Raw genomic sequence first — 13,114 nt, forward strand, 5'->3', positions numbered from 1 at the left:
CGCAAGGGAAAGAGTGGCAACAGGGACAAGACGCATACGGCGCCAAGCGGCCAGGAACCGAACTGGTTCCGACCGCCCGGGGGACTGAGCTGGCCCTACAGGAGGGGTCAGGTCCGTGTTTCGGTATGGCGCTGGAGAATGGCGGCCATCTTGTCTTTGAGCAGCAACTTCTCCTTTTTCAATCGTTCGACGGTGAAGTCACCGACACTTCGCGGTCCCAACTCGGCAATCTTGTCCTTCAGGGTCTGGTGTTGCTGGTGGAGCTCTTGAAACTGCGAATCTGTTTCCAGCAGTTCGCGAACGGCTTGGAGCTGATCCTCAAACATGGATGCCTCCCTCCTGAGTGTGATGATCCGTGTGAGACGAAGTGTCTTCAGGCTGCTGTGGTTCGGGAGAGAGTCCGTCCGGGTCGGATGGCAACTCCCCCTTCAGTCCCTTGTCAATAGCTTGGCGCGCCAACTGGTCGGCCAGTTCGTTGTCCGGATGCCCCGCATGGCCCTTGATCCACTGCCATTGCACGGCATGTTGTCCGGCCAGATGGTCAAGTTTTTGCCACAGGTCGGCGTTGCGCACGGCTCCACCGTCCTTCTTGCGCCACTGGCGCTTCTTCCAGGAATGAATCCACTGTGTCATGCCATCCTTGACGTAGTTGGAGTCCGTGACCAAGCGAACCCGGCAACTGCGCTTCAGGTTGAGAAGCGCGTGGATGGCAGCCAACATTTCCATGCGGTTGTTGGTGGTATGAGGAGCGAATCCACTCAGATGGCGGGCGCTGGACCCATGACGCAGGACAACCCCCCATCCCCCAGGGCCGGGGTTGCCGCGACATGCCCCATCCGTGTGGATCTCCACCAAGGGGCGGGTATCCGCAGGGCGCACGGGCGTGATCATTCGGTCGACGACATGTGTCAGGTTGCCTTCCCCTCGATAAGCATGCCTCCACTCTAGCCGGCGCACTGAGAAAAAACAAGTCTTGAAATATTTGCCACCATGCAGCACCCGTCCAAAGAGGAGCGATGGATACAGGTCGTGTCCACCCCGACAGGATCGCTCCACAAGAGAGGCATGAGGCGTGTCCGCTCATGGTCATCAGGACAATTGGCCCGGGAGTTGCTTTTTCCCCTCACCATCGTTGTTTTCCAGCGGAGGGCGCCGCAGTGGGTATTTTTGTCGGTGACGTTTGGACAAGAGGAGAGGATATGTTGCTGCCTGGCCAGATTGCGGATGTGGTGGCGAATATGTCTGCACCCAAGGGAGCGGGGTGTTCGGAGAGGGGTGGGAGCCAGATGCATCGGTTGGAGCTTCTGAATGGTGAGGAGGGTTGTCCGGCCCAAGGCAGAGGATCTCTCAAGACGTTGTCCCTTGAAACGGTGCTTACGGATGCGGATATCCGGCGCCTGCTGTGTATCCTCTCTGTCAGATAGCCGCAACGATTCAGACCCGCAACGATTGACCACCCGGCAACGAACCGGGGTTCGGGGGGCTGGCTCCCCTGGCGGATCCGGGACAGGGTCCGGCTGGGGTTCGGGGCGAAGCCCCGATAGTGGCCCTCATATCCAAAAAAAATGGTCATGGCCTTGGGTATGCCTGTTGCAAATACGATTGCCCTGGTGAATGCTGATTCGGGGGTGTCTTTTTGGTTGCAAGCATGATTCAATGGCGCAACGCATCCTCCTGAGGCCGAACCCGGTTCGGATGCGGCTTCAACGATCTGTCCCGGTGGATCATGATCAGCGTCGATAAAATGTCAGCCAGCCTCCTCTCCACCTCTGCGGTGACGGTCTTTTTGGCCGTTCGGATGTGGCAGAAAAGAGGCGAGCCTTTGCCGGGCTGGTGGCTCATGCTGGGAGGAGCTCTTCTGCTCCTGCTGGATCCCCTGATGGGGTTGGGGATTTCGGACCGCTGGGTCGATCCGAACGGAAGGGAAGGGGTGCAGGCTTTGGGGGATCTCCTGGGTCTCCCTTTGTTGCTGTTCGGATTTTGGCGGTGGGAGCGCTGGCGGGAGAGGCAGGAGGCCGCGCTGCGAGCGGGACTGAGCCGCAGCGAAGAGCTGGAAGAAGAGGTGCGGAACCGCACCCGGGATCTTCAGGAAGCCCGGGACCAGGCCATCCGTGCCAGTGGCGCCAAAAGCGCCTTCCTGGCAGACATGAGCCATGAGATCCGTGGGCCCCTGAACGTCGTGCTGGGGCTTCTGGAGCTGTTGCGCCGGGCACCCTTGGCTCCACAATCTCGCGAGTATGTCCATCTCTGCCACAGTGCCGGACAGGCCGTTCTCTCCCTCCTCAACGATACCTTGGATTTTTCCAAAATAGAGGCTGGTCACCTGAGTTTGGATCTGACCGAGTTCGATCTGCGTGCCTTGGTGGATGAGGCGGCCTTGATGATGGCGCCCCTGGCACATGGCAAGGGGGTGGAGTTGACCGCCTTTGTGCCGCGGGAGCTGCATACGGCTGTGCGGGGGGATCCCAACCGGCTTCGTCAAATTTTTGTCAATTTGTTGGGTAATGCGGTCAAGTTTACCCCGGGGGGGGGGAGCGTCGAACTGCACGCCGGTGTTCAACAACGTGATACCGGGGGGACGCTATACCATTTTGAGGTGCGGGACACGGGAATTGGAGTGCCTGAGGAGCAAAGGAATCGCATTTTCAACAAGTTTGCACAGGTGGACCACGTGCCGGGTCAGGAACGTGTGGAGGGAACCGGGTTGGGATTGACCATCAGCAAAAGGCTGGTCGAATTGATGGGGGGGGAGATCGGGGTCGAGGCGAATGTGTCAGCGGCATCCGGCAGTGTTTTCTTCTTCTCCATCCTCCTGGAAGAGGTTGCTGTGTCATCCGTGGCTGCCGAACAGGACGAGTTGCCGTCATTGCGGGTTTTGGTGGTCGGGAGTCACGGGTTGCAACGGGTGCTTCTGGATGACTTTTTTGCTGCATCGGGGGCTCGACATACGCATGCGGAGGATACGCAGGTCGCCCGGATTTTGCTGCGGGAGGCCCAGGAAACAGAGGATCCCTATCGGTTGTTGATGATCAACCAGAAAGCCGGCATCGGTGGTCGTCCGGAATTGATCGATTGGCACGATGCCCTGACCCCTGGAGTGGGGGTCATCTTGCTGACGGATCTGTTGGATCACGGTTTGGATCAGGCGGCGCATGTGCCGGGTGATGTGCTTTGTCTGCAAAAACCGATCAGCGCCATGCGCCTGCGTGGCGCCATGGGTCGCCTGCTGAACCAGCGGATGACGACCTTTTCCAATGCCTCCGAAATGTTTGTCAAAGGGCAGTTTACTTCTTCCAGCCGGATACAGTACCAGGATCGTATCCTGGTTGTGGACGATCATGTCGCCAACCTGAAGGTGGCCAGTGGCATGTTGCAAAGTCTTGGTTGTGATCCACGTCGCATCGTAACCTGCCCTGATGCCCAATCGGCCCTGGAAGAACTGAAACGGCAAGAGTTTGGCCTTGTCCTCATGGATTGCCGCATGCCAGGCATGGATGGTTTGGCCGCGACGCGGGCCATCCGGGAGCAGGAAGCGGCAGAGGGCCGACCACATCTGCCTGTCGTGGCTTTCACTGCCGATATCACCGAGAGCAAGCGGATGGATTGTCTGGCCGTGGGGATGGATGATGTTCTGGTCAAGCCTGTGATGCTCCGAACCTTGGGCCATTTGTTGCAAAAATTTTTGCGGCCTTTGCCCGGGATCGTTTCGGAGCCGGTGGGAATCACCTCGACGGTTCGTGGCGGTAAAAACAGGCCTTTCCAGGGCAACTCCAACCAACCGGCACAGGCGCTGCTTGACATACCCAAGGCCATGGGCGCCTTCGGACTCCCGGAGGACACTTTCCAAGAGGTGGCAGAGTTGATCGTACAACAGCTTCCCGAGCTGCTGAACAGCATGGCCCGTGACGTGGAAAACAGACTCCAGGAAGAGGCCAGGGCCAAGGCACATGTTTTGCGGGGCAGTATGGCCAACGCCATTTTTCCCGCCCTCAAGGAACCCTCCCAATGGTTGCACCGTGAGATTCGCAATGGGGAGTGGCAGCGCGCACGAGAGGCGTTGGAACAGCTCTCGCAGGCATTCGCCCCTATCCTGGAGGCCTTGCGGCATTACCTTGAGCAAAGTGGCTCGAAGTCGGAACCATGAAGAGCTTTCTTCATATGCAGGAAAGTTTGCCCGAGCGCCTGCGCGCCACACCTTCCCTACAGGTTCATTACTGGCTGTTGTCGGGCATGATCCTGTTGATGTTATTGTTTTTTGGAATATTCCTTCATTGGATCGAGTCGCGGGTGCAGAGCGGGGATAAGCTGGTCATCGAATATCATCTGCCGACCATCACCCATTGCCTCCATATCGATGTGGCCCTCGCGGACATGCAGCTCCATCTTGCCGGTGACAATACCGGGGCCGATCTGACTCGTGCAGTGTGGATCATGGATCGGCACATGCAGCGCATTCGGAAAGAGTTGGATCACATGCGTCAACTGGAAAACAATCATGATGTTGCCGGGGTTTTTTTGGCCAACATCAAGGGTGCCGAGTCGCGATACAATATTCTGCGTGAACTGATCCAGAGCCGGGTGGACCGCATTCGTGAAACCGGTCGTACAGGATCCACGAGTGGCATCGTCCTGGCCGGCATGGTGGAGGCCTTGCGCCGTGATATTGCCCGCATCCAGGCTGGACACGGCTTTGCTGTCGAGGCGATCCATAAAAATTTTCGGCAAGAGAGAAAAAAAGGGTGGCGATACCTGCTGGTATTCTCCCTGTTTCTGTTGATGACGGGTTTTTTGGCCATGCAGTGGATTTTCCAGCAGATTCGTGATCTGGTGGGCCGATGTGAGCTGGCTGAGCGGGCCAGTCGCGAAGCGTGCGCCCGTGCGGAGACGGCCAACGAGGCCAAAAGCCGATTTCTGGCCAACGTCAGCCATGAAATCCGCACCCCCCTGAATGCCATACTCGGTATCCATGACTTGTTGCAGGATGCGGAGTTTACCGCTGAACAGAAACGCTATCTGGAGGTGAGCCGTAAATCTGCGGAAATTCTATTGCGTCTGGTGAACGATCTGCTCGATATCGCCAAAGTGGATGCCGGGCATCTGCACCTGGAGATCGCCCCCTTCTCCCTGACCGATGTTTTGGCCCATATCGAGGGGAGCATGCAAGTGCCCGCACGCCAGAAAGGGATTCAACTGACTTGTGCAGCGCTTGGCAAAGAGATACCCGGGCATCTGGAGGGGGATGCCTTTCGGTTGCAACAGATTCTTTTCAACCTGGTCGGCAACGCAGTCAAATTCACCGAACAAGGCTCTGTGGTCTTGTGCGTCAAATTGAACCGATTGTTACCTGGACAAGTTGATCTGGAGTTTGAGATTCGCGACACCGGGATGGGGATTCCGCTGGAAAAACAGTCGCAACTTTTTCAGATTTTTTCCCAGTTGGATGCAAGCATGACGCGGCGTTTTGGTGGCACGGGCCTGGGTCTGGCCATTGCACGGCAGTTGGTTGAAAAAATGGGGGGAGCCATCCATGTGGAGAGCCAGCCGGGAAAAGGGAGCCGATTTTGGTTCAATGTGATCCTGGGGTCGAGATCGGCCACCGAAGGCGTCGTCGTGGTTGCGCCGACGGCTCTACCGGGTTTGGAACGGGATCCCGTGCCAGTCGGGGGGATGGAACGCGGAACGGAGTCCCTGCCTTGGCGGCTGCTGGTGGTCGACGATTCCGATGACAACCGCCTGTTGATCCAGGCTTTCCTGAAGAACTATCCCTATCGGGTGGATACGGCGGCAAATGGCGCTTTCGCTCTGGAAAAATTGCGCCTGAATCGCTATGACTTGGTGTTGATGGATCTGCAAATGCCCGTGATGGATGGTTTTGAGGCGACTCGACGTTTCCGGTTGCGGGAGCAGGGGGGGCGCATTCCCATTCTGGCCCTGACTGCCCATGCCATGGAGGAGGATGAAAAACAGGCCTTGGCAGCGGGCTGTGACCGGTTCCTGACCAAACCGATCCGCAGAGCCCGCCTGTTGGAGGTGTTGCAGGAGATTCTGTCACCATAAAGCCGGACGCATTTGTGAGGATGTTGACGTCAAGTGGTACAAGAATTGCTGCCTGGGTGAGAGTCTGGTATCCTCAACCAACTTGGCATTGGAGAGAAGCCCTTGGCAGCTTCAGCATTTTCTTTTCGGATACCGTTTGGGCGACTCAAGGGCGTGAGCGATATTTTCATGGCCGTGGGCATCATTATGGTGCTGGCGATCATGATTCTTCCCATGCCGGCCTGGGCTCTCGACCTGTTTCTTTCCGTCAATATCTCCCTCTCCATCGTCATACTCATGACGACTCTTTACGTTCATAAGCCGTTGGAATTTTCCTCCTTTCCCAGCGTGTTGTTGATCTCGACGCTCTTTCGCCTGTCGCTGAACATTTCGACGACGCGGCGTATCCTGCTGCATGGCGGGGAGGGGGAGGCGGCAGCCGGCGAGGTGATCCGGGCCTTTGGTCAGTTTGTGGTCGGGGGCAACCCGGTGGTGGGTATCATCGTGTTCTCCATTTTGGTGATCATCAACTTCATCGTCATCACCAAGGGCGCCGGGCGTATCGCGGAAGTGGCGGCCCGTTTCACGTTGGACAAAATGCCGGGCAAACAGATGGCCATCGACGCAGACCTCAACTCGGGTCTGATCACCGAGGCTGAAGCCAAACGGCGGCGGCGCGAAATCGAAGAAGAGTCGGAATTCTTCGGGGCCATGGATGGTGCGTCAAAATTTGTGCGCGGCGAAGCTGTCGCCGGTATCCTGGTGACTGTCATCAACATTGTGGGCGGGTTCATCATCGGCGTGGCCCAGCAGGGTTTGACGGCGGCGGATTCGGCGAACATTTACACGATTCTGACCGTTGGCGACGGTCTGGTTGCCCAGATTCCCGCATTGGTGATCTCCACTTCCGCCGGTTTCCTGGTGACCCGGGCCTCGTCCGATCAGCACATGGCCGAGCATGTTGGTGGCCAGATTACGGCCCAACCACGGGTTATCCTGATCAGCTCGGCTGTGCTCGGACTGTTTGCCGTTTTGCCGGGCATGCCCACCCTCTCCTTTGCCACACTCGCTCTCCTGCTGGGTGGATGGGCCTACCTGTTGTTCCGTCGTCAGGAGATCGTTGACCGGAAGCGCGTCCATGCGGAGGCGCAAGAGGCGCAAGTGGCGGCTGAGGTTGAAGAGCCCATCGAAAATTTCTTGGCACTGGATGTGCTTAGATTGGATGTCGGTTATGGATTGATTGCCCTGGTCGATGAGAGTCAGCAAGGGGATCTTTTGGACAAGATACGGGCCATCCGGCGGCAGTTCGCCAGTGACATGGGGTTTGTGGTTCCCCCCATCCATATCAAGGATAATCTACAGTTTCGTCCGGGCGAATATGCCTTTCTCGTCAAAGGGGTGGAAGTGGGGCGCGGCGAGTTGAAGACAGGGCAGTTCCTGGCCATGGAGGGGGGCGCGGTGTCTGGACATATCGATGGCGTTCCCACCACCGAGCCCGCCTTTGGCCTGCCGGCCATCTGGATCACGCCCCATGATCGGGAAAGGGCGGAAATGTTGGGTTATACCGTGGTGGATCCCTCGACGGTACTGGCGACGCATGTAACCGAGTTGGTTCACACTTTTTCGCACGAGATGATCAGTCGCCAGGAGGTGCAGAATCTGTTGGATCTGGTGACCAAGAATCAGCCCAAGCTGGTGGAGGAGCTGGTGCCCAACGTGATCAACCTGGGTGGGATCCAGAAGGTGTTGCAGGGGTTGTTGCGGGAACGGGTCTCTATCCGGGACATGCCGACCATTCTGGAAACGGTTTCGGATTATGCCAAAATTATCAAGCACCCGCCGCAGTTGGTGGAGCTGGTGCGACAATCTTTGTCTCGTTCCATCGTCAAAAAATATTTGGACGAGAATGCCCAGTTGCAGGTTCTGATGCTGGGCGCCGATGCGGAAAACCTGGTCGCGGAGGCTATCGTGGATGGCGAATATGGCTCTTATCTTGCCTTGTCGCCACGCGCCGCCAACCAGTTTTGTTCGCGAGTACGTGACATGGTCGAACGGATTGCATCCCAGGTGGTGCAACCGGTCCTGGTTTGCGGCACCCGGGTCCGACCATTCGTGAAACAGGCTACGGAGGGGGTCATTCCCCATTTGGTGGTGTTGTCTCACAACGAGATTCCCGCCAACGTGTCTGTTCATTCACAGGGAACAGTGACGCTGTCTTGAATACCATGAGCCAGGATCCGGGTTTGCGCCGATGAACGACAAAGTTTCCACCTTCCGGGCGCAGGATATGCGGGAAGCCCTGCAACAGGTCAAGGAGGCCCTGGGGGCTGACGCAGTCATCCTCTCCACGCGAAGCATACGGGAGAAGGGGGGGGCCTTCATCGAGGTGACGGCCTGCCCGAATCCCAATGCCGATGGGCCCGTGCCGGTTCCCAGGGAGACGCCACCGCCACGGAGTCGGTTCTCCGCTGTGGCCGATGATGCCCCCCCCTCCCTGGCCGGGCGCAGTGCGGTCAGCCGCTACCGGGAGCAACGTGCCCAGTCGCAGGGAACGCAACAAACGCGCGAAGCGCGTGTGGCCAATGGGCCCGGTCTGGCGGCGGATCTCTCCACCATTCGCAGCTCGTTGGCGGAACTTGAGGCCAAGGTCAACACCTCGGCCTCATTGGAACCCGACATGGCCAACCTGGACATGGAGGGAAAACGCCGCTACAGCTACCTGTTGATGCACGGCGTGGAGGAGCCCATCGCTCGCAAGCTGGCGGTGGTGGACAAGGGGGAAAAGGAGCGCGGCCTGGAAGGGGCATTGAAACGGTTTCTCAAATTCCATGACCCCATGGAGAGCCAGTCCCGGGTCATCGCTCTGGTCGGTCCCACCGGTGTCGGCAAGACAACCACCTTGGCCAAAATTGCCGCCGAGCTGTTGCTGAACCGCCGCAAGACTGTCGGTATGATCACCCTGGATACCTTCCGGGTTGGGGCTGTGGCCCAGCTTGAGACCTACGCCAAGCTTTTGCAGGTGCGCTTGATGGTGGCGCGTACCCTGTCGGAGGTGAAGGCAGGGCTTCACTCCCTGAACAATTGTGACTTTATCCTGGTGGATACCGTGGGGTCGAGCCCCTACAACCGGCGTCAGGTCAACTCCACGGGCAGTCTGCTGCCGGTCATGGGAGAAGATCGGGAGGTTCTGCTCTGCATGGCCGGCAATGTCAGGGAGACGGAACAACAGGCCATCTTCCGGCGTTTTTCCGCCCTCTCTCCGACAGGTCTGATTTTTACCAAACTTGATGAAACAGTCACCTACGGTGGTATTCTCAATGTGGCCCTGCGGGCCCGTCTGCCGTTGACTCTCTATACGGATGGCCAGCGGGTTCCGGAAAATTTGGGTTGGTTGTCGGCCCATACCATGGCCGGATGGTTTGATCAACCCAAGGTGCCGGAGCCGGATGCGTAAGGCCCCCAGGGTTTTGCGCGTGGGGTGGCGCCTCATCCGCCTCCGTGTCCGGCCCCCGGAAGGAACCCATCACCATTTTGGCGATTCCTGAAACTGAAAAGAGTTGCAATAAAATGATCGAAGACCTCGACAATCAGGTGGCTACCCTGAAAGAGTGGGCCAAGAAGGCCGAACAGGAGCGCAAGGCCGACAAGTTGCGCGACGACGCCAAGCCGGTCTCGACCTCCGTGCTGGCGCGGCGTTTGGCTGAACGCAAGGTGCCCTATACCCTGGCGGTGACCAGTGGCAAGGGTGGGGTGGGCAAGACCCTGGTCACCGTGAACCTGGCTCTCAGTTTTGCGCGCCAGGGCCTCAAGGTGCTGGTCATCGATGCCGATTTGGGGCTGGCCAATGTCGATGTGGTCCTGGGCCTGACTCCGCAATATACCATCGAGGATGTTCTCGCGGGACGCATGACCATCGACAATGTGGCGGTCCCGGGTCCAGAGGGCATTACGGTGTTACCGGCGGCCTCTGGCGTTGCCGGGCTGAGTTCACTGACCGAGGCGCAACGCATCTCCCTGATGGATCACATCGACCACTGGAACGCAGACTTTGACATGGTTCTCGTCGATACGGGCGCCGGGATCTCCAGCAACGTGCGCTATTTCATCCTTTCCGTGGAGCGGATCCTCGTGGTGGCCACCCCGGACCCGGCCAGCATCACCGATGCCTACGCTTTGATGAAAGTGATGTTCATGAATCATCGCATCGATCACTTCGATCTCGTGGTCAACCAGGTGCGGGCAGAGCGGGAGGCCTTGGATGTCTACAGGACGTTGCACCGGGTGGCAGACCGTTTTTTGAGTATCGGGCTGAACTTTGCCGGCGCCGTGCCTTACGATGAGCAATTGGTCCAGTCTGTTCGCAGGCAGATTCCCGTCACCATGCTTTTTCCAGAATCCCCTTCGGCCAAGGCTTTTTCCACCTTGTCGGCCAATGTGCTCGACCGCTGGCACCGGGATCGGGAACGCAATGGTCAGGCGTTGTTCTTCTGGCGCCGGGTTTTGGACGAGTCGGTACCGGACCCTCTCGCCCGGAAGAGTCCTCTGTCAGAGTCGGGTTAGGGCAACACGGACATGCAATCCCCAGCAGATCCTGATTTCTCTTCCACCCACGAGGCGTGGGCCGGCTTGAGCCGGGAGAAGATCATCATGAAGTATGCTCCGATCGTCAAGTATGTCGCGGGGCGGATCTCCATGCGTCTGCCCCAGTCGGTGGACGTGGACGACCTCTACCAGGTGGGCATTCTGGGACTGATTGATGCGGTTGCCAAGTTCGACCCCGAGCGAGGTATCAAATTTCAGACCTACGCCGAATTCCGGGTACGGGGCGCCATCCTGGATGAGCTGCGCTCCATGGATTGGGTGCCGCGTGGGGTGCGTCACGCCGCTACCCAGATCCAGGATATCTACCTGAAACTGGAGTCCCAATTGGGACGTCCCCCGGAAGATGACGAGGTGGCCCGGCATCTGGGGATCTCCCTGGATGACTATTTTGTGCAGCTGGACTCAGTGCGCAGTTTGTCGGTCATCTCCTTTGAGGATCTGCGGCCCAATCTGGATGATGACGAGTGGGATGTCCTGGATATTCTGGCAGACCCGTCGCAGGTGGATCCCGTGGAGGCGTTGGGCTTGCAGCAGGTTCGGGAGGTTCTCAGCCAGGCTGTAGCCTCGCTCCCGGAGAAGGAACGTTTGGTGATCACCCTCTACTATTTTGAGGAGTTGACCATGAGCGAAATCGGGGCTGTGCTGGGCTTGACCGAGTCCCGCATATCCCAGTTGCACAGCAAGGCCGCTTTACGCATGCGGGCTCGGGTCCGCAAGGTACTGGGTGCACCATGACCCTCTGGAATTTCCTTGTCATCTTGTGTCTCATGCTCCTCTATATGGGCATTGGCATCATCTTTCTCCAGATCCGCCGTTTGCGGGAGGATGTCAAGGCAGCAGCCGAGCGCGCGGCTCCAGTCCTGCGGGAATCCGAACCCGAACTGGACCCGCAGAAGGTTGCCGATGGGATCGTCGAACCCATCCTCCAGGAGTTGGGGGCCATGGAGGACAAGTTGGTGCATGAGATGAGCGGACTGCCCAAACGATTCAGCGAGGAGTTGGAGGGGATCCGCCGGGAGGTGCAGTTCATGCAACAACGTTCCAACCCGATGCCCACCAACACCGGCAATGAAGTGCGCGATGGTCCCGGCAAACGAGATGCCTACCGCGAAGCCAAACTCCTCCTCACCAATGGTGTTGATGAAGAGAGAGTGATCGAAGAGACCGGGCTGACCGTGGAAGAGGTCAGCCTGCTCAAGCGTCTCTCCAACCCGGACCGGAATCCTCCTTAGAGTCGTAACCGTTCAGCACCCTTGATCCCGATGCGTTGCCGGAGCGCGACACCCCATGGCCATGATCATCTCCGGAAAGGTATTGCCTCCGCCAGGTGATCCGGCGCCTGTCAGCCGCAACAGTGCAGCCCAGCTCCCCGTGCTGGCGCCTGGTGAGGTTTTGGAGGGGCGCGTCAGCCAGGTCAAAGGGGGGAGTGAAGGGGTCTTTCGCTTTCCGGACGGCAGTGGATTTGCCTTCTCCGGTGGTCAGGGTCTGACCGAGGGGGAGATCGTTCGCCTGGAGGTGGTGCGCCTGTTGCCGGAAATGGCCATGCGCATGATCGGCAGCGAGTCACGGGTGGCGGCCAATCTGGCGGACAATCTCCAGCAAAGTCTGATACGTGTGCCGGATTTGTTTGCGCGCCTGATGGCCGTCATGTCGGGGCAGGAGCAGGAAAAAGGGGGAAGCCTGCTCAACGCAACCCGGGGACAACCCCTGTTTCTCTCTTTGCAATCAGCGACATCGACAGGGGGTCGGGCGGGAGATCTGGCCGGCGTTTTGCGTGATGCCCTGCCCAATCTTTCCGCTGACGCCCTGTTGCGGGGAGACACTTCTGCGTTGACCCGCCTGTTGGAAGGGGCCTCCCGGGAGGAGGTGAGTGCAGCCGTGCGGGCTCTGCGTGCTGCCACCGATGCCTTGCGTTTGGCAGCCGGAACCACAACGGCGGCCCAAAATCCCGCTGGCGGCAGCGAGAACACATCGCTACCCACTGCCTTGCACCGTTTGGGTGATCTCCTGTCCATGCAAAATATTTTGCCGCATGTGGTGCCGTCAGCCGCAGACAGCATGTTTCTGGGTTATCGGGTGTTTTGGCTGAACGAGGGGGGGCTGGGCGAGGCTATTTGGCGACGAGAGAAAGAGAAACAAAAACGGCCAGGCCAGAAGGGACGCACGCTCCACTCGGTTTTCCTCTCCTTGAACTTGACACGTTTGGGGGCCGTCCAGTCCCGCGTTGTTTCGGGTGAGGGCCTCCTGGGGATCGAAGTTGCCGCAGAGGAAGAGGCAACGGTCGTCTCTTTGCGTTCACAGATTGCCGAGTTGCGCTCCGCCATCCAGAATGCCGGTTTACCTTTGAATTATCTGAATCTTTCCTATAAAACCAACTCCGAGATGCGCCTCAGTCGTCAGGAGGCCGTCGGACTGGGAGGTGGCTTCTCTACAAACGTATGAAAAGGGTGACTGTTTGTTCACCACCAGACGCGGA

General features: G+C 58.5%; 11 protein-coding genes. 9 read left to right on the forward strand and 2 right to left on the reverse strand.

Features of this window, described 5'->3' with window-relative positions; all coding sequences use genetic code 11:
* Positions 1-107: 107 nt before the first annotated feature.
* Positions 108-326: a DUF465 domain-containing protein gene (locus HQL63_01955; protein MBF0175602.1), complete on the reverse strand. Its 219-nt coding sequence runs from the start codon at positions 324-326 to the stop codon at positions 108-110.
* The gene (gene rnhA, locus HQL63_01960) at positions 319-891 is read right to left on the reverse strand and encodes a ribonuclease HI (GenBank protein MBF0175603.1); all 573 of its coding nucleotides are present in this window, start codon (positions 889-891) and stop codon (positions 319-321) included. The genes HQL63_01955 and rnhA overlap by 8 nt, the downstream gene beginning before the upstream one ends.
* Positions 892-1,199: 308 nt before the next feature.
* Here rnhA and HQL63_01965 point away from each other — a divergent pair, with 308 nt between their 5' ends.
* From HQL63_01965 to HQL63_02005, 9 genes are all read left to right on the forward strand, one after another.
* Positions 1,200-1,424, forward strand: a complete 225-nt coding sequence (locus tag HQL63_01965) for a hypothetical protein (protein ID MBF0175604.1) — start codon at positions 1,200-1,202, stop codon at positions 1,422-1,424.
* Between the two features lie 302 nt (positions 1,425-1,726).
* Positions 1,727-4,144 (forward strand): response regulator, encoded by a 2,418-nt coding sequence (locus HQL63_01970; protein ID MBF0175605.1) that lies wholly within the window; start codon positions 1,727-1,729, stop codon positions 4,142-4,144.
* Positions 4,141-6,057, forward strand: a complete 1,917-nt coding sequence (locus HQL63_01975; protein ID MBF0175606.1) for a response regulator — start codon at positions 4,141-4,143, stop codon at positions 6,055-6,057. Before HQL63_01970 ends, HQL63_01975 begins: the two co-directional genes overlap by 4 nt.
* A 168-nt stretch (positions 6,058-6,225) precedes the next feature.
* Entirely contained in the window at positions 6,226-8,256 is a 2,031-nt protein-coding gene (gene flhA, locus HQL63_01980) for a flagellar biosynthesis protein FlhA (protein ID MBF0175607.1), read from the forward strand.
* A gap of 31 nt (positions 8,257-8,287) precedes the next feature.
* Positions 8,288-9,490, forward strand: coding sequence for a flagellar biosynthesis protein FlhF (gene flhF / locus HQL63_01985; GenBank protein MBF0175608.1), 1,203 nt, complete (start codon positions 8,288-8,290; stop codon positions 9,488-9,490).
* Positions 9,491-9,603: 113 nt separating this feature from the next.
* Positions 9,604-10,596 carry a MinD/ParA family protein gene (locus tag HQL63_01990; protein ID MBF0175609.1) on the forward strand — a complete coding sequence of 331 codons (993 nt, stop codon included), beginning with the start codon at positions 9,604-9,606 and terminating at the stop codon, positions 10,594-10,596.
* Between the two features lie 12 nt (positions 10,597-10,608).
* Complete coding sequence (locus HQL63_01995; protein MBF0175610.1) at positions 10,609-11,373, forward strand: FliA/WhiG family RNA polymerase sigma factor; 765 nt, start codon at positions 10,609-10,611, stop codon at positions 11,371-11,373.
* Entirely contained in the window at positions 11,370-11,870 is a 501-nt protein-coding gene (locus HQL63_02000) for a hypothetical protein (GenBank protein MBF0175611.1), read from the forward strand. Before HQL63_01995 ends, HQL63_02000 begins: the two co-directional genes overlap by 4 nt.
* Positions 11,871-11,925: 55 nt before the next feature.
* Complete coding sequence (locus tag HQL63_02005) at positions 11,926-13,080, forward strand: flagellar hook-length control protein FliK (GenBank protein MBF0175612.1); 1,155 nt, start codon at positions 11,926-11,928, stop codon at positions 13,078-13,080.
* The last annotated feature ends 34 nt before the right edge of the window (positions 13,081-13,114 follow it).

This window comes from Magnetococcales bacterium (genome assembly GCA_015231175.1).
GTDB lineage: Bacteria > Pseudomonadota > Magnetococcia > Magnetococcales > DC0425bin3 > HA3dbin3.

Excerpts from the sequence above, each read along its gene's own strand:
- HQL63_02005 (MBF0175612.1), top strand. The coding sequence starts at position 11,926 with ATGGCCATGATCATCTCCGGAAAGGTATTGCCTCCGCCAGGTGATCCG.
- HQL63_01955 (MBF0175602.1), bottom strand. The coding sequence starts at position 326 with ATGTTTGAGGATCAGCTCCAAGCCGTTCGCGAACTGCTGGAAACAGAT.
- HQL63_02000 (MBF0175611.1), top strand. The coding sequence starts at position 11,370 with ATGACCCTCTGGAATTTCCTTGTCATCTTGTGTCTCATGCTCCTCTAT.
- flhF (MBF0175608.1), top strand. The coding sequence starts at position 8,288 with ATGAACGACAAAGTTTCCACCTTCCGGGCGCAGGATATGCGGGAAGCC.
- rnhA (MBF0175603.1), bottom strand. The coding sequence starts at position 891 with ATGATCACGCCCGTGCGCCCTGCGGATACCCGCCCCTTGGTGGAGATC.
- HQL63_01970 (MBF0175605.1), top strand. The coding sequence starts at position 1,727 with ATGATCAGCGTCGATAAAATGTCAGCCAGCCTCCTCTCCACCTCTGCG.
- flhA (MBF0175607.1), top strand. The coding sequence starts at position 6,226 with ATGGCCGTGGGCATCATTATGGTGCTGGCGATCATGATTCTTCCCATG.
- HQL63_01965 (MBF0175604.1), top strand. The coding sequence starts at position 1,200 with ATGTTGCTGCCTGGCCAGATTGCGGATGTGGTGGCGAATATGTCTGCA.
- HQL63_01975 (MBF0175606.1), top strand. The coding sequence starts at position 4,141 with ATGAAGAGCTTTCTTCATATGCAGGAAAGTTTGCCCGAGCGCCTGCGC.
- HQL63_01990 (MBF0175609.1), top strand. The coding sequence starts at position 9,604 with ATGATCGAAGACCTCGACAATCAGGTGGCTACCCTGAAAGAGTGGGCC.
- HQL63_01995 (MBF0175610.1), top strand. The coding sequence starts at position 10,609 with ATGCAATCCCCAGCAGATCCTGATTTCTCTTCCACCCACGAGGCGTGG.